Origin of the sequence: Desulfocurvus vexinensis DSM 17965 (assembly GCF_000519125.1) — a bacterium.
GTDB classification, from domain to species: Bacteria; Desulfobacterota; Desulfovibrionia; order Desulfovibrionales; family Desulfovibrionaceae; genus Desulfocurvus; species Desulfocurvus vexinensis.
The window spans coordinates 12,514-38,243 of record NZ_JAEX01000007.1 but is presented as its reverse complement, the minus strand read 5'-3'; the positions used below and the strand labels follow the sequence as shown (position 1 = coordinate 38,243).

Annotated in this window: 24 protein-coding genes; 4 read left to right on the top strand and 20 right to left on the bottom strand. The window is 67.1% G+C overall.

Annotation, left to right across the window (positions count from 1 at the left end; all coding sequences use genetic code 11):
- Positions 1–43: 43 nt before the first annotated feature.
- From G495_RS0108015 to G495_RS0107990, 6 genes are all read right to left on the bottom strand, one after another.
- Entirely contained in the window at positions 44–886 is an 843-nt protein-coding gene (locus tag G495_RS0108015; RefSeq protein WP_035251451.1) for an ABC transporter permease, read from the bottom strand.
- Complete coding sequence (locus G495_RS0108010) at positions 886–2,082, bottom strand: quaternary amine ABC transporter ATP-binding protein (RefSeq protein ID WP_028587386.1); 1,197 nt, start codon at positions 2,080–2,082, stop codon at positions 886–888. The genes G495_RS0108015 and G495_RS0108010 overlap by 1 nt, the downstream gene beginning before the upstream one ends.
- Positions 2,083–2,766: 684 nt before the next feature.
- Entirely contained in the window at positions 2,767–4,179 is a 1,413-nt protein-coding gene (locus tag G495_RS0108005) for an NAD(P)(+) transhydrogenase (Re/Si-specific) subunit beta (RefSeq protein ID WP_028587385.1), read from the bottom strand.
- Between the two features lie 4 nt (positions 4,180–4,183).
- Complete coding sequence (locus G495_RS0108000; RefSeq protein WP_028587384.1) at positions 4,184–4,465, bottom strand: NAD(P) transhydrogenase subunit alpha part 2; 282 nt, start codon at positions 4,463–4,465, stop codon at positions 4,184–4,186.
- Positions 4,466–4,488: 23 nt separating this feature from the next.
- On the bottom strand, positions 4,489–5,649 hold the full coding sequence (locus G495_RS0107995; RefSeq protein ID WP_028587383.1) for a Re/Si-specific NAD(P)(+) transhydrogenase subunit alpha: 1,161 nt from the start codon (positions 5,647–5,649) through the stop codon (positions 4,489–4,491).
- A gap of 102 nt (positions 5,650–5,751) precedes the next feature.
- Positions 5,752–7,047 (bottom strand): EAL and HDOD domain-containing protein, encoded by a 1,296-nt coding sequence (locus G495_RS0107990; RefSeq protein WP_084458019.1) that lies wholly within the window; start codon positions 7,045–7,047, stop codon positions 5,752–5,754.
- A gap of 126 nt (positions 7,048–7,173) precedes the next feature.
- Between G495_RS0107990 and G495_RS22955 the strand changes: the two genes are divergently transcribed.
- The gene (locus G495_RS22955; protein ID WP_342667796.1) at positions 7,174–10,536 is read left to right on the top strand and encodes an L-serine ammonia-lyase, iron-sulfur-dependent, subunit alpha; all 3,363 of its coding nucleotides are present in this window, start codon (positions 7,174–7,176) and stop codon (positions 10,534–10,536) included.
- Positions 10,537–10,655: 119 nt separating this feature from the next.
- Here the strand turns inward: G495_RS22955 and G495_RS0107980 are convergent, their stop codons facing one another.
- The 8 genes from G495_RS0107980 to G495_RS18250 form a co-directional block, all read right to left on the bottom strand.
- Positions 10,656–11,372: an MBL fold metallo-hydrolase gene (locus G495_RS0107980; protein WP_051445187.1), complete on the bottom strand. Its 717-nt coding sequence runs from the start codon at positions 11,370–11,372 to the stop codon at positions 10,656–10,658.
- A 109-nt stretch (positions 11,373–11,481) separates the two neighbouring features.
- Positions 11,482–12,255, bottom strand: a complete 774-nt coding sequence (locus G495_RS0107975; RefSeq protein ID WP_028587379.1) for a substrate-binding periplasmic protein — start codon at positions 12,253–12,255, stop codon at positions 11,482–11,484.
- Positions 12,256–12,277: 22 nt separating this feature from the next.
- Positions 12,278–12,874: an HD domain-containing protein gene (locus G495_RS0107970; protein ID WP_028587378.1), complete on the bottom strand. Its 597-nt coding sequence runs from the start codon at positions 12,872–12,874 to the stop codon at positions 12,278–12,280.
- Positions 12,875–13,025: 151 nt separating this feature from the next.
- Entirely contained in the window at positions 13,026–13,979 is a 954-nt protein-coding gene (locus G495_RS0107965; protein WP_028587377.1) for an L-lactate dehydrogenase, read from the bottom strand.
- A 101-nt stretch (positions 13,980–14,080) separates the two neighbouring features.
- Entirely contained in the window at positions 14,081–14,818 is a 738-nt protein-coding gene (locus tag G495_RS0107960; RefSeq protein ID WP_028587376.1) for an ABC transporter permease, read from the bottom strand.
- Positions 14,815–15,804, bottom strand: a complete 990-nt coding sequence (locus G495_RS18255) for an ABC transporter ATP-binding protein (protein ID WP_035251395.1) — start codon at positions 15,802–15,804, stop codon at positions 14,815–14,817. Before G495_RS18255 ends, G495_RS0107960 begins: the two co-directional genes overlap by 4 nt.
- A gap of 37 nt (positions 15,805–15,841) precedes the next feature.
- A complete protein-coding gene (locus G495_RS0107950) occupies positions 15,842–16,594 on the bottom strand; it encodes a sulfite exporter TauE/SafE family protein (RefSeq protein WP_028587375.1) in 753 nt (250 codons plus the stop codon).
- A gap of 260 nt (positions 16,595–16,854) precedes the next feature.
- A complete protein-coding gene (locus G495_RS18250) occupies positions 16,855–17,184 on the bottom strand; it encodes an ArsR/SmtB family transcription factor (RefSeq protein WP_084458040.1) in 330 nt (109 codons plus the stop codon).
- Positions 17,185–17,661: 477 nt separating this feature from the next.
- Between G495_RS18250 and G495_RS18245 the strand changes: the two genes are divergently transcribed.
- Positions 17,662–18,039, top strand: a complete 378-nt coding sequence (locus G495_RS18245) for a PadR family transcriptional regulator (RefSeq protein ID WP_051445186.1) — start codon at positions 17,662–17,664, stop codon at positions 18,037–18,039.
- 2 nt (positions 18,040–18,041) lie between these two features.
- On the top strand, positions 18,042–18,833 hold the full coding sequence (locus G495_RS0107935; RefSeq protein ID WP_028587374.1) for a TSUP family transporter: 792 nt from the start codon (positions 18,042–18,044) through the stop codon (positions 18,831–18,833).
- A 185-nt stretch (positions 18,834–19,018) separates the two neighbouring features.
- On the opposite strand, the gene G495_RS22465 is transcribed toward G495_RS0107935, so the two are convergent.
- From G495_RS22465 to G495_RS0107920, 6 genes are all read right to left on the bottom strand, one after another.
- Positions 19,019–19,174 carry a cation transporting ATPase C-terminal domain-containing protein gene (locus tag G495_RS22465; RefSeq protein ID WP_245588394.1) on the bottom strand — a complete coding sequence of 52 codons (156 nt, stop codon included), beginning with the start codon at positions 19,172–19,174 and terminating at the stop codon, positions 19,019–19,021.
- On the bottom strand, positions 19,107–19,505 hold the full coding sequence (locus G495_RS21020) for a cation-transporting P-type ATPase (protein WP_211234136.1): 399 nt from the start codon (positions 19,503–19,505) through the stop codon (positions 19,107–19,109). The genes G495_RS22465 and G495_RS21020 overlap by 68 nt, the downstream gene beginning before the upstream one ends.
- A complete protein-coding gene (locus tag G495_RS18240; RefSeq protein WP_051445185.1) occupies positions 19,498–20,331 on the bottom strand; it encodes a M48 family metallopeptidase in 834 nt (277 codons plus the stop codon). The genes G495_RS21020 and G495_RS18240 overlap by 8 nt, the downstream gene beginning before the upstream one ends.
- Before the next feature lie 11 nt (positions 20,332–20,342).
- On the bottom strand, positions 20,343–20,738 hold the full coding sequence (locus G495_RS21015) for a TFIIB-type zinc ribbon-containing protein (RefSeq protein WP_245588393.1): 396 nt from the start codon (positions 20,736–20,738) through the stop codon (positions 20,343–20,345).
- A gap of 267 nt (positions 20,739–21,005) precedes the next feature.
- Entirely contained in the window at positions 21,006–22,127 is a 1,122-nt protein-coding gene (locus G495_RS21005) for a metallophosphoesterase (RefSeq protein ID WP_084458014.1), read from the bottom strand.
- Between the two features lie 88 nt (positions 22,128–22,215).
- Positions 22,216–22,860, bottom strand: coding sequence for a TetR/AcrR family transcriptional regulator (locus G495_RS0107920; protein WP_169734368.1), 645 nt, complete (start codon positions 22,858–22,860; stop codon positions 22,216–22,218).
- Between the two features lie 219 nt (positions 22,861–23,079).
- Here G495_RS0107920 and G495_RS0107915 point away from each other — a divergent pair, with 219 nt between their 5' ends.
- Positions 23,080–25,692, top strand: a complete 2,613-nt coding sequence (locus G495_RS0107915; protein ID WP_245588392.1) for a cation-translocating P-type ATPase — start codon at positions 23,080–23,082, stop codon at positions 25,690–25,692.
- The last annotated feature ends 38 nt before the right edge of the window (positions 25,693–25,730 follow it).

Sequence of the window (25,730 nt, the reverse complement as noted above, 5' to 3'; positions counted from 1 at the left end):
GGTTTTCCGTTCGTTTTCAAAAATCGGCGCGCAGCGGCGCGGGTCAGCGCTTGTCCGCCCGGCCCCCGGCCTTTTGCAGCACGCGGTCGAGGATGATGGCCACGATGACGATGCCGATGCCGGCCTCGAAGCCCGCGCCCATCTGCAAGCGCTGGATGGCCTTCCAGACCTCGCCGCCCAGGCCCTTGGCGCCGATCATGGCCGCGATGACGACCATGGACAGGGCCAGCATCACCGTCTGGTTCACCCCGGCCAGGATGGTCGGCGTGGCCAGGGGCAGCTCCAGCTTCACCAGCCGTTGCCAGCGGTTGGAGCCGAAGGCCTCGGCGCATTCCACCAGCTCGCGAGGGACCTGGCGGATGCCCAGGCAGGTCAGGCGGATGGCCGGGGGCATGGCGAAGACCACCGTGGAGAAGATGGCCGCCACCTTGCCCAGCCCGAAGAAGGGGATGGCCGGAATGAGGTAGACGAAGGCGGGCATGGTCTGCATCACGTCCAGCACGGGCATCACCGTGCGGTCCACCGGGCGGTACATGGCCGCCAGGATGCCCAGGGGCACGCCCGCGAGGATGGCCGTCAGCGTGGCGATGAGCACCAGCGCGATGGTGCTGACCGTGGCGCTCCACAGCCCGAGGTTCCAGATCAGCGCAAGGCCCAGGAAGGTGAAGACCGTCACCCCGCGGCTCTTGCGCGTCAGCCAGAAGGCCAGGGCGGTGAAGACGGCGATGAGCGCCAGCGGGGGCAGGGCCAGCAGCCCGCTTTCCAGCACGCCGAGCACGCCGTCCATGACCACCGAGAAGGCCTTGGTGGCGAAGGAGAAATGTTCCACGAGGAAGTCGATGGCCGCTTCGAGGCCCTGGCCGAGGGGCAGCTTGGGGATGGTCATCATTGGGTGCTCCCTCCGCGTTCGGCGATGGCGCCAAGCAGCGACCCGCGCACCACCACGCCCTTGAGGCGCCCCCGGGCGTCCATCACCGGCAGCGGGTGGGGCAGGTCGTGGATGATCTGGATCAGCTCCGTGGCCGGGGTGTCGGGGCGCACGGAGGCGACGGGCCGGGTCATGGCCTCGGAGAGGTCCGTGCCGCCGCGCTCGCGCAGGGCCACGCAGGCCTCGGCGGTGACGATGCCCGCCACGGCGTGGGTCTCGTCGAGCACGAACAGCGAGCCGATGGCGGCCTTCTTCATCTTGCGCAGGGCTGCGCGCGGGCCGTCGGTGCCCAGGTGGGCCACGGCCTCGGACTTCTTCATGACCATCTCGGCGGTGAGCACCTTGGTGATGTCCACGTCCTCCACGAAGCGCGCCACATAGTCGTTGGCCGGGTTGGTCAGGATCTCCTCGGGCGCGCCCACCTGCACGATGGCCCCGTCCTTCATCAGCACGATGCGCCGCCCGAGCTTCAGGGCCTCGTCCAGGTCGTGGCTGATGAACAGGATGGTCTTGTGCATCTCGTCCTGGAGGTTCAGCAGCTCGTCCTGCATGTCGCGGCGAATGAGCGGGTCCAGGGCGCTGAAGGCCTCGTCCATGAGCAGGATGTCGGGGTCCAGCGCCAGGGCGCGGGCCAGGCCCACGCGCTGTTGCATGCCGCCGGAAAGCTGGCGCGGCGCGGCCTCCTCCCAGCCGGAAAGGCCTACCAGGGCCAGGGCCTGCATGGCCTTGTCGCGGCGCTCGTCGGGCGCCATACCCTTGATTTCCAGGCCGTATTCGGTGTTCTGCACCACGCTGCGGTGCGGGAAGAGCGCGAAATTCTGGAAAACCATGCCCAGCTTTTCCAGGCGCAGGCGGCGCAGGCCCTGGGCGTCCAGGGTGCGGATGTCCGTGCCGTCGATGAGCACGCGCCCGGCGCTGGGCTCCAGCAGCCGGTTGACGCAGCGCACCAGGGTGGACTTGCCGCTGCCCGACAGGCCCATGACCACCACGATCTCACCCTGGGCGACCTCGAAGCTGGCGTTGTTCACGCCGACGCCCAGGCCGGTTTTCTTGAGGATTTCCTCCTTGCCCAGGCCGCGTTCCAGCAGCTTGAGGGCGCGCTCCGGGTGCGGCCCGAAGATCTTGAAGAGGTTTTCGACGACTATTTTGCTCATTGGGTCTCCTGGGTCGGGGTGAAGCGTGCGCGAAAACGTCGCGGACGCCGGGAGAGCCCCGCCGGGGCTGGGGGGCGGCGGCGGCGGGGGCGGCTTGCGAACCCTGCCGCGCGGGCGGCACGGGGACGCGGGGGTCAGGCCAGGGGGTAGCGGCCCCGCAGGCCGCGCGGCAGCGCGGACGCATTGGGCCGGAGGGGGACCGGCGTGGCGCACGCGGCGTGGCCGGTCTGGTATGTTCGTGTTGTATCCATATAGTGTGCTGGAGCGGGAGGCCTGCTGGCCTCGGCGCCGTGTCGAGCTGATGCGTCGCTTGGGCTCTTGTGTTTTGCTTGTGTCTTCGTCGCGTTGCATTACGTTGCATTACGCGACGTTTCATGGTTGCGCTGCCGTCTGGAGACGCATATCGATGCGCTGCTGCTCTGGCAGGCAACACTGTATTGTATACTGAATCAGGACGCTTTTGTCAAATGCAGGAGAAACGCTTGCTGAGTAGAGATGAGTTTTGATTATTCTGGATTATCCTGGCTGAACCTGGAGAAGGGCGGCCATGCTCGGCCATCCTCCCCCATACGGCCGATACCGCCCGGATGCGCCGCATTGCTGACCCCGGGCCCCGAACGCGGCGCGCCGGCGCCGGAAAAAACCGGCGCCGGCGCGACATTTCATTGCAGTGCTGCGGAATGCCTAGAGTTCCTTGACCGCCGCCACCATCTGCTGCACGGCCTTCTTGCCGTCCTCGAAGTACATCAGCGCGTTGTCGGCGGCGAACAGCGGGTTGGGGATACCCGCGAAGCCCGCCGAGAGGCTGCGCTTGACCACCACCACCGTGCGGCAGGCGCGCACGTCGATGATGGGCATGCCCGCGATGGGGCTGCTCGGGTCGGTCTTGGCCAGGGGGTTGACCACGTCGTTGGCGCCAAGGACGATGGCCACGTCCACCTGGGCCAGCTCGGGGTTGATGTCGTCCATTTCGCGCAGCTTGTCGTAGGGCACCTCGGCCTCGGCCAGCAGCACGTTCATGTGCCCGGGCATGCGCCCGGCCACGGGGTGGATGGCGAATTCCACCGTGGCCCCCCGGGCTTCGAGCAGCAGCATCAGCTCGCGCACGGTGTGCTGGGCCTGGGCCACGGCCATGCCGTAGCCGGGCACGACAACCACCCGCCGCGCGCCGTCGAGCAGCATGGCCACCTCCTCGCCCGAGGTCGCCTTGACGCGGCCCGCGTAGAGGTCGTCCTTGCCGCCCTTGGCCTGGCCCGCCGCCGGGGCCAGGGCCCCGCCGAAGAGCACGTTGGCCAGGGAGCGGTTCATGGCCTTGCACATGATGCGCGTGAGGATGATGCCCGAGGCGCCCACCAGCGAGCCGGAGATGATCAGCACGTTGTTTTGCAGCACAAAGCCCGTGGCCGAGGCCGCCAGCCCGGAGTACGAGTTGAGCAGGGCGATGACCACGGGCATGTCCGCCCCGCCGATGGCCACCGTGAGCAGCACGCCGAGCACGGCGGCGGCCAGGGCCATGGCCCAGTAGAGCCCCGTGGACTCGGGCGCCAGGACCATGGCCGCGCCAAGGCCCAGGGTCGCCGCCGCCGTGGCCAGCCCCGCCAGCCGTTGCAGGGGGAAGCTCACCGCGCCCTCCCAGAACAGGCGCTGGAGCTTGACGAAGGCCACCAGGCTGCCGAAGAAGGTCACGCTGCCGATGAGCCCCGAGGCCGCCGTGGCCGTGAGGGTCGCCACGTCGCCCGCCAGGGCCTGGGCCGCCACGGGCGAGCCCATGGCCTCCTCGAAGGCCGCCCCGGCCACCAGCACCGAGGCCACGCCGCCAAATCCGTTGAACAGCGCCACGAGCTGCGGCATGGCCGTCATCTCGATGCGCACGGCGGCCACGGCCCCCAGCAGCGCGCCCACCAGCACCCCGGCCAGGATGTACTCGAAGCTCAGGATGTTCTTGTCCAGCAGGGTCACGGCCACGGCCAGCAGCATGGCCAGGGCCGAGAGCATGTTGCCGCGCACGGCGGTGCGCGGGTGGGTCAGGCCCTTGATGCCCAGGATGAACAGCACCGCAGCCAGCAGATAGACGAGATTGATGATGCCCGTGTTCATGGCGCTAGTCCTTCTTGCGGAACATGGCCAGCATGCGGTGGGTGACCAGGAAGCCGCCGACCACGTTGACCGTGGCCAGGGCCACCGCAGCCGTGCCCAGGGCCGTGGTCAGCAGCGTGTGGCCGCTGCCCGCCGAGAGCAGCGCGCCGATGATGGTGATGCCCGAAATGGCGTTGGTGCCGGACATCAGCGGGGTGTGCAGGGTCGGCGGCACCTTGGTGATGACCTCGAACCCGACGAACACCGCCAGCACGAAAATGGTCAGGCCGATGACGAGCGTTTCCATGGCAGGCTCCTGTTTGCGCGGCGTCAGGCGCCGTTTTGGGCGAGGCGTTCCAGCACCAGGGGATGCACCACCTGGCCGTCGCGCGTCACGCAGGTTCCGGTGACGACCTCGTCGTCCTTGTGCAGGTCCACGGCGCCGTCCTGGCTCATGTTGAGCAGCAGGGCGGTGATGTTCCTGGCGTACATGCGGCTGCCGTCCACGGCCAGCTCCGAGGGCAGGTTGGTGGGCCCGAGGATGGTCACCCCGTGGTCGGTCACGGTCTGGTCGGGGCGGGTCAGCTCGCAGTTGCCGCCCGTGGCCGCCGCGAGGTCCACGATCACCGAGCCGGGCTGCATGGCGCGGACCATGTCCGCCGTGACCAGCACCGGCGCCTTGCGCCCGGGCACGGCGGCGGTGGTGATGACCACGTCGCTGGCCGCCACCACGCGGGCCATCAGCTCGCGCTGGCGGCGGTAGAAGTCCTCGCCCATGGCCTTGGCGTAGCCGCCCTTGTCCTCGGATTCCCCGGCGTCCAGCTCCATTTCCACGAACCGGGCGCCCAGGCTCTGGACCTGCTCGCGCACCGCCGGGCGCACGTCGTAGGCCTCGACCACGGCGCCCAGCCTGCGGGCCTGGGCAATGGCCATCAGCCCGGCCACGCCCACGCCGACGATGAAGACCTTGGCCGGGGCCACGGTGCCCGCCGCCGTCATGAGCATGGGGAACATCTTGGGCAGGTGCGTGGCGGCCAGCAGCACGGCCTTGTAGCCCGCCAGGGTGGCCATGGACGACAGGGCGTCCATGCCCTGGGCGCGGCTGATGCGCGGGATGAGCTCCATGGCGAAGAGCGCGGCGCCTGTGGCGGCGACGGCCTGGGCCACGGCGGGGTCCGTGGTCGGGTCGGCCAGGCCGATGAGCACCTGGCCGGGGCGCAGCAGGGCGATATCGGCCTGCCCGGGGCCGGGGTTGGCCCCCGGGGTGCGCACCATGAGCAGCACATCGGCTGCGGCGAACAGCGCGGCGCGGTCGGGCTCCAGGCGGGCGCCCTTGTCGGCGTAGGCGGCGTCGGCAAAGCCCGCGGCCTCGCCCGCGCCCGCCTGCACCAGCACCTCGAAGCCCGCCTTGAGCAGCCGGGGCAGCTCGGAGGGCACCACCGCCACCCGCCGCTCGCCGGGGAAGGTTTCCTTGGGGACAGCCAGGATCATCGCGTTCGTCCTCCTGTTGCGCAATGGGCGCAAGGCTCCCGCCCCTGTACACCAGATCGGCGGCAAAGGCCACACGCCCGCAAGGAAGCCCGGCCCGCCCGCTCAGGGCCCCGAGAAGACGGCCTCGGCCCAGGCCATGGCCTTGTAGTGGGCCACGCCCAGCACCAGCGGCGCCACCTCCAGCCGCCCGGCCAGCGCTTCCACCCCGGCCCAGTCGGCGCCCTCGTAGGCCGCGGCCAGGCGCAGCCACAGGGCGTGGCGGTTGTCGGCCCGCCCGGCCAGGGCGTCCAGCAGCCCCGGGGCCAGGGGCAGGTGGGGCGCCACCTCGGCCATGGGCATGCCCAGCAGGGGCTCCAGCAGCGAGAACAGCCCGAGCAGGAACACCTCGTCGGGGTCATCGCGGGCCGGGGCCTGGCCGCTGGCGGCCAGCTCGAAGAACTTGCCGCGCTGGGCCGAGAGCAAGAGGATCTGGCGGGCCTTGCGGTCCGGGGCGAGGTCCGTGAGCACGGCCACGCGCAGCCAGTTCTTGAGCAGCTTCCAGCCCAGCATGAGCATGGCCTGTTGCAGGGAGCTGATGCGCCCGGTGAAGCCGAAGGCCGGGGAGTTCAGGTACGACAGCAGGCGGAAGCTCAGGGCCGCGTCGTTTTGCAGGGTCCGGGCCAGGGCCTCGAAGTCGGGCTCGGGTTGCTCGATGGCTGCCAGCAGCCGGAAGCGCGAGGCCTCGTGGGAGGTGGGCCGCCGGGCCCGGACCGCCTCGGCGCTGCGGAATAAGCTGCCCTGGAACAGGTCCGCCCCCAGGATGCGGGCCAGGGCCAGGCGCGCGGCGTCGTCCAGCCCCCGGGCCAGGAGCAGGGCGCCCGCGCGGGGCAGGGCCTCCACCAGGGCCCGGGCCTGCCCGGGGTCGGTGCCGTCCAGGTCCAGCAGCACGATGTCCGCCGTGGCGCGGATGGCGGCCTGGGCGCGCGCGGCCTCGTCCAGGGCCAGGGCCACGCTGAAGCCGTCGGCGCGCAGGCCCTGCAGGGCCATGGCCGCCGAGGCGGGCAGGGCGTCGCACCCGGGCACCTCGATCACCGTGCGCTCGGCGGGCAGGGCGTAGGGCGCCTCGTCCAGGATGGAGCGCTCGCCGAAGTTGACGAGCACCTTGCAGCCCTGGCCGAAGAGCGCGTCGGCCAGGGCGATCACCCCGGCGGCGATGTCGGGCATGGGGTCGGGCAGGGAGTCCAGGGTGCAGTCCACACCCGCGTCGGGCCCGGGGGCCAGGTCCGGCCCGAAGGTCACGGCGTAGCCCCAGGTGCGCAGGCGCGCGTCGAACACCGGCTGGCGACTGAAGAGCCGGGTGCACAGGGCGGCCCCGGGGCCGGGCGCGGGGCGGTCATCGGCAGGAGGAGATACCATCATGGAACCTATACCCGCTGCGGCCCGGCGTGGCAAGCCGCACCGGGCTTTGCGGCGGGTTTTGACAAGCGCCCCGGATGCCCGTACACCCACGGCGGCGGCCCCGGGCGCCGCTCCAGGAGGGGAATCATGGCCTACACGATCAAGGAATTGTTGCGCATGCAGGTTGCGCCCGCCCTGGGCTGCACCGAGCCCGTGGCCATCGCCCTGGCGGCCGCCGCCGCCGCGTCGCTGCTGCCCCCCGGCCCTGTGGACTCCGTGGCGCTGTGGATCGACCCCAACATCTACAAGAACGGCCTGGCGGTGACCATCCCCGGCACCGGCGGGCTGTGCGGGCTGGACACCGCCGCCGCCCTGGGCTGCGAGGGCGGCGACCCGGCCCTGGGCCTGGAAGTGCTCGAACCCGTGGACGCCGCCGCCGTGGCCCGCGCCCGGGCCCTGCTCGGCGCCGGGCGCGTGGCCGTGCATCTGCTGGAGGAGCACCGGGGGCTGTACGTGCGGGTGCGCGTGGCCCGGGCCGGGGCCTGGGCCGAGGCCGTCATCGAGGGCGTGCACGACAACATCACCGCCCTTGTGCGCGGCGGCGTCCCCGTGGCGGACAGCCCGCTGCTCGGGCGCGGCGGCGCGCGCGACGGCAGGCCCCTGGAAGACCTGGAGGCCTGGCTGCGCGAGCAGTCCCTGGACACCCTGCTGGGCCTTGTGCCCGGGCTGGACGACGCGGATCTGGAATTCCTGGAGCAGGGTGTGCAGCACAACCTGCGCCTGGCGGCCCACGGGCTGGACAACAGCGTGGGCCTGGGCGTGGGCGCGACCCTGGAGCGCCTGGTGCGCCAGGGGTTGCTGGGCCGGGACATGATGTCCGCCGCGCGCATCCTGACCTCGGCGGCCGCCGACGCGCGCATGGGCGGGGTCAAGCTCCCGGCCATGAGCTCCGCCGGGTCCGGCAACCACGGGCTGACGGCCATCCTGCCCATCCAGGCCGTGTTCGGCTTCACCCAGGCCACGGACCGCGCGCGCCTGGAGGCCGTGGCCCTGTCCCACGCCGTCACGGCCTACGTGAAGGCCTACACGGGGCGGCTGTCCGCGGTGTGCGGCTGCTCGGTGGCCGCCGGGGCGGGCGCCACGGCGGGCGTGGCCTACCTGCTGGGCGGCGGCCCGGCGCACATCGCCGGGGCCATCAAGAATCTCATCGAGGACCTGGCCGGGGTCATCTGCGACGGCGCCAAGGCGGGCTGCGCCCTGAAGCTGGCCACGGCGGCGGGCACCGCCGTGCAGGCCGCGCTGTTCGCCCTGCAGGGGGTCAACGTCAGCCATACCGACGGCATTGTCGGCGCCTCGCCCGAGCAGACCATGCGCAACGTGGGCACCCTGTCCACCCAGGGCATGATCGAGACCGACCGCACCATCTTGCGCATCATGCTGGAGAAGCATTTCCCGGGCATCTGGGGCCCCCGGCCCGGGGGTTTGGGGGGGCGGCCCGCGGCGCATTGCGCTGCGGGCCGCCCCGCGTCTTTCTTATGGATTTGCGGGGAAAGATTGGTATATAAACTATTGCGGAATGCAAAGACGCCGATAGGGCGTTGGATGGGGGTATGTGTGGCTGGCCGTGCGGGCCGGCTGCCTGGGCGGGGTCGGGCCCGCGCGGGGCAACGCGAGAGCAAGGAGGCAGTGATGCTGCGGCAATTTTCCATCGGCAAACGGATTTTCCTGGTCCTGCTGGTCATGGTGTTGTTCATCGTCGGGGTCGTGAGCGCGTTTTTGTCCAACGCGGGCACCATCCGCGACCTGAGCGTCGGGGAGATCAGCGACCAGATGGTCGAGGGCCAGAAGCAGAAACTCCAGGTGGCGACCATGACCATCGCCGAGACCCTGGGCGTGCTGCTGCGCGCCGTGCCCGACCCCGAGGGCCGCGTGGAGCTGATTCGCGCCGTGGTGGATCCCATCCGCTTCGAGGACGACAAGTCCGGCTACTATTTCGTCTACCAGGGCACGGTGAACGTGGCCCTGCCCCCGGCCCACGACAAGCAGGGCACCGACCTGGGCGGGCTCAAGGACCCCAACGGCGTCTACCTCGTGCGCGAGCTGGCCGCCCTGTCCGCCCAGGGCGGCGGGTTCGTGCAGTACATCTGGCCCAAGCCCGGCGCGGGCGACCAGCCCAAGCTCTCCTACGCGACCATGATTCCCGGCACGGACTACTGGATCGGCACCGGCGTGTACATCGACAACGTGGACGCCGCCAAGGCCGAGATCGCCCGGACCATCTCCGACGTGGTGGCCGCCAGCACGGCCTGGATCGTGGGCGTGCTGGCGGCGGTGTTCCTGCTGCTGGTGCTGCCCCTGGCGCTGCTCATCGTGCGCAGCATCACCCGGCCCATCGCCCAGGCCACCCGGGCGGCGGGCGACATCGCGGGCGGCAACTACGCCGTGGAGCTGGAGGCCCAGGGCCGCGACGAGGCCGCGCACCTGGAACAGGCCCTGAACAGCATGGCCGCCACCCTGCGCCACAACATCGAGGAAATCACCGCCAAGACCGCCGATGCCCAGGAAAAGGCCGCCGCAGCCCAGGCCGCCCAGGGCGAGGCCGAGCAGGCCAAGGCCCAGGCCGAGCGCGCCCGGGCCGAGGGCCTGCTGCACGCGGCCCAGCGCCTGGAGCAGGTCGTGTTGCGCGTCTCCACCGCCACCGAGCAGATATCGGCCCAGGCCGACGAGATCAGAAGCGGCACGGACGTGCAGCGCGACCGGCTGCAGGCCACGGCCACGGCCATGGAGGAGATGAACGCCACGGTGCTCGAAGTGGCGCGCAACGCGGGCACCGCCGCCGAGCGCGGCGTGGACGTGCAGACCAAGGCCCGCGACGGCGCCGACGTGGTCGAGCGCTCGGTGCAGGCCATGCAGACCACCCGCCAGCAGGCCCATACCCTGCAGGAGAGCATGAACGCCCTGGGCCATCAGGCCGAGGCCATCGGCCAGATCATGACCGTGATCACCGACATTGCCGACCAGACGAACCTGCTGGCGCTCAACGCGGCCATCGAGGCCGCGCGGGCGGGCGACGCCGGGCGCGGCTTCGCCGTTGTCGCCGACGAGGTGCGCAAGCTGGCCGAGAAGACCATGACCGCCACCAAGGAGGTCGGCGACTCCATCAAGGCCATCCAGGGCGTGGCCGCGCAGAACATCTCGGGCATGCAGGCCGCCGTGCGCGACCTGGAAGAGGCCTCGGAGCTGGCCAACCGCTCGGGCGAGGTGCTGGGCGAGATCGTGCATGGCACCGAGGAGAGCGCCGAGCAGATCCGCTCCATCGCCACCGCCGCCGAGGAGCAGTCCGCCGCGTCGGAGGAGATCAACCAGGCCATCGAGGAGATCAACTCCATTGCCGGAGACACGGCGCGCGGCGTGGCCGAGACCACCCAGGCCCTGGGCGACCTGGCCGAGCAGGCCGGGGCCCTGTCCGCCCTGGTGGCCGAGCTCAAGCGCGAGGGCGGGGCGGCGTAGCCCCCGGCGCCCGGGCCGCGCAACAGCAGGTCCGGCGCGCTGCGCCGGGCCAGACAACAGGGCCCCGCCCGGCGCACGCCGGGCGGGGCCCTTGCCTGTCGGGCCGGGGGGGGCCCGGTCTACTTTGTGGGCTCCAGGATGCGCGTTTCGATCTGTCCGGCCAGCAGCTGGGCGAACTTTTCGGCGTCGGTCTTGCTGCCTTCGCCCGTGCCGTAGTGCATGGGAATGGCGATTTCGGCCTTCACGTCGCTGGCGCTCTGCGCCGCGTCGGCCACGGAGTTCATGGTGTAGGTCTGACCCAGGGGCATGAGCGCCACGTCGCAGTCGATGGCCTGCATCTCGGGGATGCGCTCGGTGTCGCCCGCGTGGTAGAGGGTCATGCCCGCGCCGCTCACGACGTAGCCCACCCATTTGTTGCTTTTGGGGTGGAACTTGGTCTTGCTGATGTTGTAGGCGGGCACGGCCTCAATGCGCACCCCGGCCACATCGGCACCCTCGCCGGGCAGCAGGTTGATGACCTCGGCCTTGTCCACGAATTTGAGCTTGGAGTTGCAGTCCCTGGGGGCGATGATGACGGTCTTGTCCGTGGCGATCTTTTTCAGGGCGTCGGTGGACAGGTGGTCGTTGTGGCTGTGGGTGATGCAGATGATGTCGGCCTTGGGCGCCGTGTCGGGCAGGGCGATGGGGTCGATGTACAGGCTCGGGCCGAAGGCGGCGGTGTGGAAGGTGGACTGGCCGTACCAGGACAGGCTGTCGGCCAGCCGCGCGGCGTCGCCTGCCAGGGCGGATGCGGCCAAAAGCAGCACGGCGGCCAGGGCGCAAAGAACTCGGCGCATGAAAGAGCACTCCTTGTGTTGAAGGGATGGCGGTGCGGGCCGGGGCCCGGGGCTCCTTCTGCATACTGCAACGCCGCAGCGAAGGGAAGGGGGCGCGGGCGGCGGCGGGTCAGTCGGCGGCGGGCTTCCAGTCCTTCAGGCCGTAGCGGGCCAGCAGCTCCGCCAGCTGGCCCGAGGCCCGCAGGGCGCGCCAGCCCTCGGTGAAGACGCGCGCGTATTCCCCGGCCCGGGGCTGGAGCGGGGAGAAGGCGATGTACACCGGGTCGGCCTCGCCCTGGGCTCCGGCGTAGCGGATGGTGCTTGCTTGCTCGAAGTGCTTGAGGAAGTGGAGACCGACGGCCACATCGCTGACCACCACGTCAATCCGCGACGAGGCGAGCATCCTGAAGTTGCGCTCCCGGGCGTCGTTGCCCTGGGTGACGACCACGCCCGGCGAGCCGGGCATCTGGGACACCACGGCGGCGAACTCCTCGCCGTAGTCGTAATCGGCGATGAGCGCCACGCGCAGCCCGCGCAGGGATTCCAGGCCCTGGTACGTCCAGGGCGAGTCGGCGCGCACGAAGAAGCCGTTGTCGGAGTGGCCGATCTCCTCGTCGGGGAACACGAGCTCCGGCGCCTCGGGGCGCGAGGCGCCCACCACGGCGTCCAGGCGCCCGCCCCGGACCTCGGCCAGGGCCCGCGTCCAGGGCAGCAGACGGTAGTCCACATCCAGGCCCACCTGGGCGAAGATCAGCCGCGCGGCCTCGATGGCGAAGCCTTCGCGCTCCGAGCCTGGCTCGCAGTTGTAGGGGCACCAGGGGTCGGCGGCGATGGTCACCGTGTATCCGGCGGCCGGGTGCGCCAGGGTGCAGAGCAGGGCCAGGGTCAGCAGCAATATCTTCATCGGCGGTGTTGTCCTTGCCCGCTCAGGGCTTGAGGATGCCGTTGGCGCAGGCGTCGTCGAGGATGTCCTCGACCACGGGCCACAGCTCGGGCATCCCCTGGCGGATGGGGGCCATGCGCCGCTCCACCTGGGTCCGGGCGATGTCGTACAGCCGCCAGGTGCCGCCCTGGGTGTTGCGGTTCTGGAACAGCACCTGGAAGCGGTCCAGGGAGTTGGCGAAACGCGCCTCGGGCGTCTGCCCGGCCTCGAATTCGTCCCACAGGGCGCGCAGGGCGGCCCCGGTCTCCGGCGGCAGCAGGCCGAAGATGCGGTCCGCCGCAGCGCGTTCGCGCTCGGCCTTGTCGCGGGCTGCGGCCTCGTCGTAGCAGAAGGTGTCCCCGGCGTCGATTTCGATGACGTCGTGCAGCAGGAGCATGGTCACCACGCGGGGCACGTCCACGGGGCCGGAGGCGTACTCGGCCAGCACCACGGCCATGAGCGCCGTATGCCACGAGTGCTCGGCGCTGTTTTCGCGGCGCGACCCGTCCATGACGAGGTTGCGCCGCCGGACCTGCTTGAGGGCGTCCAGGGTTTCGATGAAGGCGATCTGGCCTTCGATGCGTGTGGGATCGATGGGCATCTCTTGGTTGTGGGTCCCGGAGCCAGGACCCTACGCCCCGGGCCGGGGGTTTGGCAAGGCCGGGGAGGCGCACTTCGTTGCCCGCGCGCCACTGCCCTGCGCCCCGGCAGGGGGCCGGGGCGCAGGGGCGCAGGCGCGGGGTGCGGGGGGGTCAGCCCTGGGCGGTGAGGCTGGCCTCGGTCTTGAGCAGCACTTGTGCGCTGTGGTGCAGGGCCTGGTGCTCGTCCTGCGCCAGGGGGGACTCGGCCACCAGCTCGATGCCGTCTTCGCCGATGACGCACGGCAGCGACAGGCTCACGTCGGGCAGCCCGTAGCGCCCCTTGGCGGCGGTGGACACCGTGAGCACGCTCTTTTCGTCGCGCACGATGGCCTCGACGATGCGGCACAGGGCCACGCCCACGGCGTAGGCCGTGGAGCCCTTGCGGGCGATGATTTCGTAGGCCGCGCGGCGCACGCCGTCCTGGACGCGCTCGCGGAAGGCGGCGTCGAAGGCCACGCCGCGCCCGGCGCAGAAGTCCGCCAGGGGGATGCCCGAGACGTTGGCCCGGCTCCAGACGGCCAGCTCCGAGTCGCCGTGCTCGCCGATGATATGGGCGTGCACGCCGCGCACGTCCACGCGCAACTCCTCGGCCAGCATCTGGCGCAGGCGCGAGCTGTCGAGCACCGTGCCCGAACCCATGACCCGCGAGGCCGGGAAGCCCGTCTGGGCCAGCAGGCGGTGGGTCAGCACGTCCACGGGGTTGGTGGCCACGATGAGGATGGGCGCCCCGCCCAGGGCCATGAGCTCCGAGGCGATGGAGCGCACCACGGCGGCGTTGTTGTCCAGCAGTTCCAGGCGCGTCTGCCCGGGCTTCTGCCCGGCCCCGGCGGTGATGACCACGATGTCCGCCCCGCGGCAGGCCTCGAAGCCGCCGGAGCGAATGTCCATGGGCCCGATGAGGGGCAGGCCGTGGCGCAGGTCCATGGCCTCGCCCTCGGCCCGCTCTGCGTCCACGTCCACCACCACGATTTCGTTGACCAGCCGCTTGAGGGACAGGGCGTAGGCGAATGTGGCACCCACGCGGCCCATGCCGATGATGGCGACCTTGGCGCGTTTGCTTTTCATGTGCTTCTCCCGGGTTGGAATGCCGATGGGGGCAATATGCTCAATCTAGCAGCATAGGCCACGGGCGGGCAAGGCCTGCGGCAAGCCCCGTCCGCCGCGCCTCAGGCGATCCAGCGGCGGCGGATGTTGCGCAGGCTCAGGGCGAACAGCGCCGCGCAGAAGGCCGCCAGGGCGCCCAGGTCCAGGGCCAGGGGCAGCGCGCCCGCGCCCTGCACCGTCTCGCGGAGGGCGTCGGCCCCGTAGGTCAGCGGCAGGGCGTAGGACAGGGGCCGCAGCAGCGCGGGCAGGCGCTCGATGGGGAAGAACAGCCCGCACAGGAAGAGCATGGGGAAGCGGAAGAAATTGGAGAAGGTCTGGGCCTCGAAGACCTCGCTCACGGCCACGGCGATGAACAGCCCCAGGAAGGTGGAGGCCACGGCCACCAGCACCACCGCCGCCGTGAACGGCGCCCAGGCCAGCGCCGAAAGGTCCATGAACAGCGCGGCCATGGCAACGGGCACGAAGGCGTTGGCCACGCCGAAGAGGATGGCCCCGCCGGTCTTGGCCAGCATGAGCAGCTCCAGGGGGATGGGCGCCAGCAGCAGGCGCTCGAAGGAGCGGTGCTTCTTCTCGAAGGTCACGGTCACGGCCAGCATGGAGGTGGTGCCGAAGAGCACGGAGACCGCCACCAGCCCCGGCAGCAGCCCGGCCACGTCGTCCAGCCCGCCGCCCGAGCGCACCAGGAACATGCCCGTCCAGGCCAGGGGGAAGAGCAGCCCCCAGCTCACGTTGGGCGGCTTGAGGTAGTAGGTGCGCATGTCCTTGACCAGAATGTTCCAGAAGGCGATCCAGGTCTTCATGCCTTGCCTCCGCCGTTGGCGTTTTTCCCGTTGCCCTTGCCCGCGTCCAGGGCCCCGGCGTCCAGCCCGGTGACGCGCACGAACACGTCCTCCAGGGTCGGGCGCGCCCGGCGGGCCTCCAGCACGCGGACGCCCCGCTCGTCCAGGTGGCGCACCAGCGGCGCCACGGGGATGGGCGCGCGGGCCTCCACGCGCACCCGGTCCGGCTCCAGCACCGGGAACTCCAGGTCCGGGAAGGCTTCGGGCAGCCCGGCGCCCGTGGCTGCGTCCAGCCCCGCGCAGGCGATGAGCAGGGCGTGGCGGTCGCGCACGGGCTCCAGCAGGGCGTCCAGGGTGTCCTCGCGCACCACGCGTCCGGCGACGATGAAGGCCACCCGGTCGCACAGCCGCTCGGCCTCCTCGATGTGGTGCGTGGTCAGGAAGACGGTGGTGCCGCCGCCGCGCAGGGTGGCGATCAGCTGGCGCAGCTGGCGCGCGCTGGCCACGTCGATGCCCGAGGTCGGCTCGTCCAGGAACAGGATGGGCGGGCGGTGGATGATGCCTGCGGCCACGGTCAGCCTGCGTTTCATGCCCTTGGAGTAGCCTGCGAATTTGCGCTCCCCGGCCTGGGTCAGGCCGAAGGTCTCCAGCAGCTCCCGGGCCCGGGCCCGGCGCTCGGCGCGGCCCATGCCGTAGAGCGCGGCGCAGAAGCACAGGTTCTCGAAGCCGGTCAGCTCGGGGTAGAGGTTGCTCTCGTCGGGCACCACGCCGATGAGGTGCTGGGCGGCCCGGGGCCGGGCCGTGCAGTCCAGCCCCGCGATGCGGATGGTGCCCGCGTCGGGCCGGGCCAGGCCCGTGAGCATGGTGATGGTCGTGGTCTTGCCCGCGCCGTTGGGGCCCAGGAACCCGAACAGCGAGCCCCGGGGCACGGCCAGGGAGATCCCGGCCACGGCCTGCACGTCGCCGAAGCGTTTGGCGAGGCGGTCCACCTCGATGGCATGGGTCATGGCTGTGCGCTCCTGGCCCCGCGCGGGGCCGTTGCGGTCAGAGCAGTTGGGCGAAGAGTCTGAGGCTCAGGGCGAAGAGCACCAGGCTGAACAGGACACGGATGGTCCGGCCCTGGAGCTTGTGGCTCATGAGCCGGGCCCCGGCCAGCCCCCCGAGGACGCAGGCCCCGGCGGCGGGTAGCACGAAGGCCCAGTCCACGGCGGCCATGGAGGCGTAGCCCGCGAAGCCCGTAAGGGACGAGAAGCAGACGATGAAGGTCGAGGACGCGGCGGCCACGCGGGTGGGCACGCCCAGGGCGTAGATGAGCAGCGGCACCACGAACACCCCGCCGCCGATGCCCAGCAGCCCGCCCAGCAGCCCGATGCAGCCGCCGATGATCAGCCCGCCGATGATGCGCGCGCGGCGCGAGGCGCTGGCCCTGGCCTCGGCGGGCGGCGGGAAGAGCATGCGCACCCCGGCTGCGGCCAGGACCACGGCCATGACCAGCAGAAACGGCCCCGGGGGCAGGCGCAGGTTCAGCCCGGCGCCCAGGGGCGCGGCCAGGCTGGAGGAGACGATGAGCGGCAGGCACAGGCTGTAGTCCACCATGCCCTTGCGGGCGTAGGTGTACGCGGCGGCCCCGGCGCCCACGAGGTTCAGCAGCAGCGAGGCCGACGCAGCCCCGGCCTTGGGCATGCCCAGGACCACGAACAGCGGCGAGAAGAGCAGCCCGCCGCCCAGGCCGACCATGGTCAGGACCATGGAAATGAAGAAGATGGCCACGACGAGGGACAGGGTCAGGTGCAGCATGGCGACCGCCTGGGCTGTTGGAGGGTGCGTTCGCGGGTCGGGGCCGGTCTGGCCGGGGAGCGCGGGGCGGCCGGGGGCGCCGGTTCCGGGGCGCGCGTGGGGGGCGGGGCCGACGGGCCGCCCGCAAGGGGCGCCCTGCGGCCTGGCCGCCAACGGTCCGGCCCCGGGCGCATGTCTCCATGCGCGGCGGTCCTGGTCGTTTTCTGCGTCGTTCCTCGTGCCATCGTCAGCGGCCTGCGGAAGGATTGTGGAACGGCCCGCTAGGGCGCGTCGGGCGTTCCCGGCCCCGGGGCCGCGCCGTCCGGGGGCGCCGGGGTGGGGGCGAGCAGGGCGGCGGCCATGCCCGCCCAGGCGGCCAGGGTGCGCTCGTTCAGGCGGTAATGCACGAAGTAGCCGCGTTTCTCGGCGGCCACGAGGTCCGCGTCGCGCAGCACGCGCAGGTGCTGCGAGGCGGCGGCGGGGGTGATGCCCAGGTGGCGGGACAGGGCGTTGACGCACAGGGTGCGGCCCCGCAGCAGTTCGACGAGCCGCAGGCGCGTCTCCACCGAGAGCACCTTGAAGATCCGGGCGGCCTTGGGGGCGTGGAGCATGATCGGGCGCATTGTTTAAGTCCTCGCGCAGATACCATAATGAAGCGTCGTCAGGGCGTCAAGGCGGAGGGGTTTCTTTTTTTGAATCAAAGTGTTGTGGTATGTTTTCTGGAGGAGGCGGGGCAACGGTCGGGCTGGTGCGCCGGGGTTGCAGGAGCGGGCAGGGCGATTGGCGCGCCGGAGCGCTGTGGCTGCGAGCGTGGGGCGGAGGAGCGAAGCGCCGCATGCGCGGGATGTCGGGCTGGTCGTGGTTGCACGCGTGGGGCGGGCCCGCGACGATGCGCTTGATCTTCTCCATCGCGGGCTGGTCGCGGCTGCGCACGTGGGCGAAGGAGCCTGGCCCGGGCGGAGCGGACCAGGGGCAACGCCGTGGCTGGCACGCGGGGCGGGGAGTTGTTTCCCGGAAAGTCCGTGTTGCGGTCTTGACGCTATTACGAAAAGCGATTACGGTTTCCGTAATAGAAACCCGGAGGGCCCATGGACACGGCGGACAGCAAGGCGTTGCAGCGCGAAATTCTGCTCGGTTTCTGGAAGATCCACATCCTGCACCATGCCGCCCAGGGGCCGGTGGTGGGGCAGTGGATGCTCCAGGAGCTGCGCCACCACGGCTACGAGGTCAGCCCCGGCACGCTGTATCCGCTGCTGCACCGCATGGAGCGCCTGGGCTGGCTGTGCTGCACGGGGGCCGAAGGGGCGGGGCCCAAGGCCCGGCGGCCCCTGCGGGCCACGGCTCGCGGCCGCGAGGTGCTGGCCGCCGCCCTGCGCCAGCTCCAGGAGCTGCAATCCGAAACCACGCAACCCGACGCGCGCCCGCAGGCGCCGTCCCCTGGCCCCGCCGGGGCCGAGGAGTCCTGACCATGACCGCGCTGCTTGTCGTCTGCCTCGCGTCCCTGGGGGCTGCGGGGTTGACCCTGTATTCCGGCTTCGGGCTGGGCACGCTGCTGCTGCCCGTGTTCGCCCTGTTCTTCCCGGTGGAGGTGGCCGTGGCGGCCACGGCCCTGGTCCACGGCGCCAACAACGCCTTCAAGATCGCCCTGGTGGGCCGCCATGCCGACCGCGACCTGGTACTGCGCTTCGGCGTGCCCGCCATTGCGGCGGCCTTCGTGGGGGCGGCGGCCCTGGGCTGGGTGGCGCATTTCGGCGAGCTGGCGCGCTACAGCCTGGGGGGCCGCGAGGCGGTGATCACGCCGCTCAAGCTGGCCATGGCCGGGCTCATGGCCGCCTTCGCGGTGCTGGAGCTTTCGCCGCGCCTGCGCGGGCTGCGCTTCTCGCGGCGCTGGCTGGTGCTGGGCGGGCTGCTGTCGGGGTTCTTCGGCGGGTTCTCGGGGCACCAGGGCGCGCTGCGCTCGGCCTTCCTGGTCAAGGTGGGCATTTCCACCCAGGCCTTCGTGGGCACCAACGCGGTCATCGGCTTCCTGGTCGATCTGGCGCGCATCGCCACCTACGGCGCGCTGCTGGCCGGGCCCGGCGGCGCGCTGCTGGCCGGGGCCGGGCAGTGGCCCCTGGTGCTGGCCGGAACGCTCTCGGCCTTCGCCGGGGTGCTGCTGGCCAAACGCTACCTGCACAAGGTGACCATGGCCGCCGTGCAGACCCTCACGGGCGTCCTGCTGCTGGCCATCGCCCTGGCCCTGGGCTCGGGGCTGGTGTAGGGCCGGGGAGGGCGCAACCCCGCCGCGCCGCGCGCCCGGTGGCGGCAACCGGCAGCCATGCCGGGAGAAGTGCAAGAAAAAGGGCTGATGTGGCGTTTTGCCGCATCAGCCCTTGTCTTTCGTGGCTCCCCGTGTGCAACCCTCTTCATAACCGTTCTCTTTCTCCCGCAGTTAACCAAAAACTTTCAGTTTCCAATGTTTACAAAGACCAGGGCTCCAACGGCGCAGATACCCAGTTCTGCCGTCCGCAGCGGCTTGGTGCGAAACACTGGGTTAAAAAACGGGATATAAATGAGGATCAACTGCAGGGTCAGTGTGACGCCAATGGCCAACAACAGCACCGGGTTGCTGAGCCAGGATTACGTAAGCAGCGATTGCGTTTTTTTGCGCACACACGGCGCGTAGGCCATCTGGCAGAACGTCAGCATGGTGAACACCATGGTCTGCCAGGCGCCAGAACCAGTACCCGGTCCCAACCGAGATCAGGCCCATGACGAGAATCTTCCAGGCCTTTTTCTTTCCCTTTCCGATTAGTTCGTTGGGGCCGTAGTGCTCATAGCGGTGACGGGCTTCTTTGGAAGCAAGGCCCCTCTCGGACGATTGCAGGTTCTCTGCGGCCTCGGATAGATGAAGCTGTTGCCAGTTGACCGGTTTTCCTCCTGTTTTACGCATGGTTTTTCCTGCCCCATTCTATGAATGGCCAATGGCTCTTCAGCCAGTCCACAATCCGGCTCAGAAACGAGGGATCTTCGATCTGTTCCGCTGTCAAGGTATCGTTTTGCAATCGTTTTGCGCGTTTCGCGGGTGCCGGATGACTCGACAAAAAGGAGTGACTGCCGCCCAGGGCCGCCAGTTTCATCAAAGCGGAAATCGCCGGTTGGATGTTTTGCTCTTTCTGTTTCATAAACATAACGCCGAAGTTATCGGCCTCGCGCTCTTCCTGCTGCGAGAACTGGGCATTCAGAAGGTTTTCGGTCAATGCACCGACAGCGGAGCGTGCAATGTTGCCGACTTCGTTTTGCTGGCTGGCGATAGCTTTGCGGACGGCGCTGCCGGCATATGCCAGCCTGAGCTTTTCCTTGACGTGATTCTCCACCACATGGCCGATTTCATGGCCAATGACAAAGACAAGTTCACCGTCGGTCATCATGTCCATCAAGCCGCTGTAAATCCTGATAGTACCATCGGCCATGGCGAAGGCATTGACGGTCGGGGAAAGATAAACCTTAAAGTCGAATTCATGTCCTTCGATCTTGCGGTGACTGCCGGCAAGCCTTTCCAGCCGCTTTGCGTGCGGGTTGTCGGGTGGGGCCACTTTGTGCTTCCGGTCGGACTGCTGCGCAACCTCGACAGCCAGGCGCTGAACGTCCTCGTCGTCCAGGGTCACCGCCCGGACGGCATCCGCCCCGGCCTGAAGTGCCATTCCGACATCCGTATCCTCACAGCCGACAGAAAAAAGACTCAGGATAACGATGAGGGCAAAATATGCTCTGGCCATAGAATTCACCGTTAGAAATCGAACAGCTCCCCCAGAAGTGATTTATGCTTTTTCTTCTTGTAGTGATAATCGCCCTTGTCATGACCCCTCGAACGGTCATGATACGCTTCACGCTCCCGGGGCGGAGACGGCTGCCCTGCCGAGCGCTCGATGATCTTGTCCAGCTCCCCGCGATCCAGCCAGACGCCCCGGCATTCGGGACAATAGTCGATCTCGATTCCTTGACGATCGGCCATCACTATGTTTACCTCTTTACAGATTGGACACTTCATGGAAAACCTCCTTACGGTCAAAAGTTGTTGATGTTTTCTGTTGACAAGATGCAATCCTCCCTTTGCCAAACTCCCATGGCAAGCCGGGTCGTGAGTTTGTCGCAAGGCCGTCGCGAGTTCCACAATCTCAATCATCCGACCCCCGATGGGCAGTAGCGTCTTCGTCAACCCAATCCTCCTCAGTGTAGGACATACCCTTTCGACCCGGAACTTTCCGAGTGGGCCCGGGCCGGTAAAAGGGTCAGATTTGGGGGCCGTAACAGAAGGTTTCGAACCGGTACTGTTTCTTTGACGGGTTCCACTGGTCGATGATCATTTCCACCGGCATCCGGCAGTTCCAGATGCAGGTCGTGCATTTGGAATCATAAGTCCGGGAACAGAGGTTCGTCTAAAAGCTGTGGCTCACTGATGCTTGACTGAAATCTTTTGAAGCGCCCGAAGTGTAATTTTGATTATCTCACTCCTGTGCCACAACCGCATGCGCGGCCCCCAAGTCCCTGTTCCCCTGCTGACCAGCAGCGTCATTCCATTTATATTGTATCGGCCTGCAATAAAAGGATAAATTCTTTGAACGAGATAGGCAAAGGGCCAAATCTGTCCACCATGAGTGTGACCCGACAGCATTAGTTCGACCCCGGCCTGAGCGGCGCGGTCGGTTTGCCAGGGCGTATGTGACAACAGAATCGTTGCCCCCTCCGGACGATTGGCAAGCGCAGATGCCAGCGGATCGCCATCGATACTTCGACGCCGGTGATTGGTCAGGTCGTTCACGCCGGACAAGATAAGGCCCGGAGCTGGCTCAGCCCATTGATTTTCAAGACGGTGAAAACCTGCCTGTTCCAATACTTTGAGGCCGGCTTCACTACTTTGATGAGATTCGTGATTGCCGTCGACGAACCATTTCCCAAGAGGAATGCTCAGGTGGTTCAAGGCCGGGATGGCATTTGGCATGGCGCCATGCCCCTCGAAAATATCCCCTATAAAAACTAATAGATCAGGTTGCAGAGCCTGAATTTGCGCTATCCGATCATCCATCCATCGGCTGCCAAGAATAGAACCAAGGTGTGTGTCGGAGACGGCCACCACCACCTTGCGGTCCAACTCGGCCGGCAGGCTGGGAAGGGCCACTTCGTAGGAGACCACCGCAGGTGCGCGAAGACCTTGAACCAAGGCGAAGGCAGCCATTATGACTCCTGCCACCAGCGCCCAGCTAAAAAGGGTCGGTCTCCATCTTTTAAAAAAGAGTCCAAACAGGGTGCAAAGTTCAACAACGAAAAGCACTGTTGAGATAAGAAACACTGATCCCAGTAAAACCATCCCCATAAACTCGATTGCACCGCCCACAGCGCCCGTTTTTTGGTGCCCAAGGGTCCGAGCAAAGAAAAAAACAGCCCAGAGGATTGCACCGATCCCAATGACGCCGTTGCGAGGAAAACGTTGTTTTAGTGCGGGTATCGATCTTGCGCGCCATAAAACATATACGAGCATCACCGTGTACGCCGTTGTCAGAACGATGCCGAACATGTCGTACCCTCCAAAACCAAGGGAACCAACCCAAGGGAACTCAAATGTATTTGTAGGTTATATTGGCTTTCATCGCCCTTACAGCGGATCATTTTGGGTGCGCCTCGCAAGTTAGATAGGCAACAAGCATGGTGACCACTTCATCAACGAAAGTGGTTCGGGGGATGAATTGATCGTCGGGATGAGCTGCGAACCGATGGGTCAGACTCTCGACGCTCTGTACGACCAAGAAGCAGGTATGCTCCAGGCCGGTTTGCCGAACCTCAGGATATAGACGCAGAAGCCCGGCCACAGTTTTGGCGGCATGTCGTTCGGCTTCCAGTAAGACGTGGTGGACTCGTTCGGGCAGTGGGGTCTCCTCGAGTAGGATATGCTGCAGGCGCGGCTGCCGGGAGTGCATCTCCAGCATCCCCGTTACATATTCATGCAGGGCCTCGCTTAGGCTATGCTGCTCAACTACCATATGTCCAACCCATTCGTGCAGGCGATGGTCGGTATCGGCGATATGCCGCTCGAGTAGCGCCACGGCGATCGCCTCCTTACCTGGAAAATACTGATACAGCGTTCCAATGGACACTCCCGCCCGTTCAGCGATGCGGTTGGTTGTACCTGATGCGTAGCCGTGGGCCTCAAAAACCTGAGCAGCAGCTACGAGAACCATATCCACCGTGGCCTTGGAACGATTTTGAACTGGCTGTTTTCGGGGATTAAGGCGCTGTTTGCGAGCTGTCATATCCATTTCCAGAATGCGAGTTGACTTAAAGTGAGTTTTAACTCATATTATAATAAACTGTCAACACGATTTAATATAAGGTTTCATCATTACTATGGCATTGATGAATTAAATGATAACCGAATAATAAATATAAAATTAATATCATTTATTCGCAATTGGTGGTTCTGCTCAGAGAGCTGACACCAAATTGTCTCTATGGTACGCATAGGAGTCTTTATGACCGATCCGCGTGAAGGCATGAAAAAGGAGTCACTAAAAGGGACCCCGTCCGGCGCTGCGGTTCTGGACCTTGGGGGGATGTCCGGACTCAGCGAAGAAAATGCTCGCGTCCGGTTTGAGGATGAAGGTCCGAACGAGCTTCCGACACAGAAAAAGCGCAGTCTGCTGACCATCGGCCTGGAGGTTGCCCGTGAGCCCATGTTTCTCATGCTCGTTGCCGCCGGAAGCTTGTACCTTCTCATGGGCGAGCCGGCCGACGCGCTGATGCTGCTCGGCTTCGTGTTTGTCGTCATGGCTATTACCATCATCCAGGAACGGCGCACTGAACGCTCGCTTGAAGCGCTGCGCGATCTGTCGAGTCCCCGCGCCCTGGTTATTCGCGATGGCGTGCATCGGCGTATCGCTGGCCGCGAGGTGGTCAGGGGCGACCTGGTCGTCCTTTGCGAAGGCGACCGGGTGCCAGCAGATGGACTGTTGCGACGCGGCATCAACCTTTCGACGGATGAGTCGCTGTTGACCGGCGAATCCGTCCCAGTCAGGAAAGTCGCATCGGAAAAAGTGCAAGGTTTGGACAAACCGGGTGGCGATGACCTGCCCTCGGTATTCTCCGGAACCTTGGTCACCGCCGGCCAGGGCATTGCCGAGATTGTTGCCACCGGAGTCGATTCGCAGCTCGGAAAGATCGGCAAGGCGCTGGAGCGTGTCGAGCCGGAACCGACCCTTTTGCAGAAAGAAACAAGGCGACTTGTTCGCACCTTCGCCATTGTGGGGCTCATGGCCTGCGCACTTGTGGTCGTGGTCTTTGCGGTCACGCGCGGAGGGGGCGCCGATGTCTGGAAGCAAGGCTTGCTCGCCGGCATTGCCATGGCCATGGCCACCCTGCCCGAAGAGTTCCCGGTGGTGTTAACGGTCTTTTTGGCCCTGGGCGCCTGGCGCATCTCGCGCAGCCAGGTACTGACCCGGCGGATGCCGGCAGTGGAAACGCTTGGGGCGGCCACGGTCCTGTGCGTCGATAAGACCGGAACGCTAACCCAAAACCGGATGACCCTGCGCAAGCTTGCTGTATCCGCAAGCACCGTCGATTTGGCGAATCACCAGGATGGGCTGCCCGAGGAGCTGCATAGCCTGCTCGAAAACTCCATCCTGGCCAGCAAGCGTGACCCCTTCGACCCCATGGAGCGGGCGCTGCACGAGGCCGGCGACCGGCTGATCAAAGACACGGAACACCTGCATCCGGGGTGGTCCCTGGCACACGAGTACCTGCTAACCCCAAGCTTGCTTGCCGTGAGTCATGCGTGGCTCACAGGAAATGGCGACGAAGTTGTAGTGGCATCCAAAGGGGCTCCCGAGGCCATCGCGGATCTCTGCCATCTGAGTGCGGAAGATCACCAGGTGCTTACTCGACAAGTGGATTCCCTTTCGTCTCAGGGCCTTCGCGTTCTCGGGGTCGCACAGGGATTCGCGAGCAGGGGGAATTTACCCGAGGCACATCACGACCTTTCACTGGAGCTGGTCGGCCTGCTCGGGTTCGAGGATCCTTTGCGTCCGACAGTACCTGCTGCTGTCGCTGAATGCCGGGCTGCCGGTGTTCGCGTGGTGATGATCACCGGCGACTATCCCACCACCGCCCAGAGCATCGCCCGGCAGGCCGGGCTTTCGAATTGCGATATGGTGATCTCCGGCGCTGAGCTCGACCGGATGTCGGACGAGAATTTGGCTGAGCGAATAAAGCAAGTGCAGGTTTTCGCCCGTGTCGTTCCTGAACAGAAGCTGCGCATCGTCAACGCGCTCAAGGCCAACCGGGAGGTGGTTGCCATGACCGGCGACGGGGTCAATGACGCCCCGGCGCTAAAAGCGGCCCATATCGGCATTGCCATGGGCGGTCGCGGCACGGACGTGGCCCGCGAATCCGCATCTCTGGTGCTGCTGGACGATGATTTTTCATCCATCGTCGCCGCTGTGCGCCTCGGGCGGCGCATTTTCGACAACATTAAGAAAGCAATCGCCTTTATTCTGGCGGTGCACGTACCCATCGCGGGGTTGTCGATGATTCCGGTTTTCTTTGCCGACTGGCCGCTGCTTTTGCTACCGGTCCACATTGTGTTCCTGGAGTTGATCATCGACCCGGCCTGTTCTCTGATCTTCGAGGCCGAGCATGCCGAGGCCAATGTGATGCGGCGGCCTCCGCGGAACCCGGATGAGAGACTTTTTTCAATGCGGACCATCGGCGTCGCCGTGATGCAAGGTCTCAGTGTTCTGGCAGTCTGCCTGGGTGTGTTCCTGCTGGCCCGATCCAGCCACTCGGCAGAAGTCGCACGGGCGCTGACCTTTGCCACCCTGGTCGTGGCCTTCATTGTCATCATTCTCGTCAACCGCTCGTGGACCAGGTCCGCCTTTGCCATGCTGCGCGTTCCCAATACGGCCTTGAAATGGGTGGTATTCGGTGCATGCCTCTTCCTGGCGGTTGTCCTTGCAGTACCGTTTGCACAGCGCCTTTTTTACTTCGCGCCGCTTCACCCGGTGGATTTGGTTTTCAGCTTGGGGGCCGGATTGGTCTGCGTTCTGTGGTTCGAATTACTGAAACTCACCAGACGATACCAGGGGGCCTGAACTTGAATGGAGTGGTATCAACCTGCATCATCCCCAAG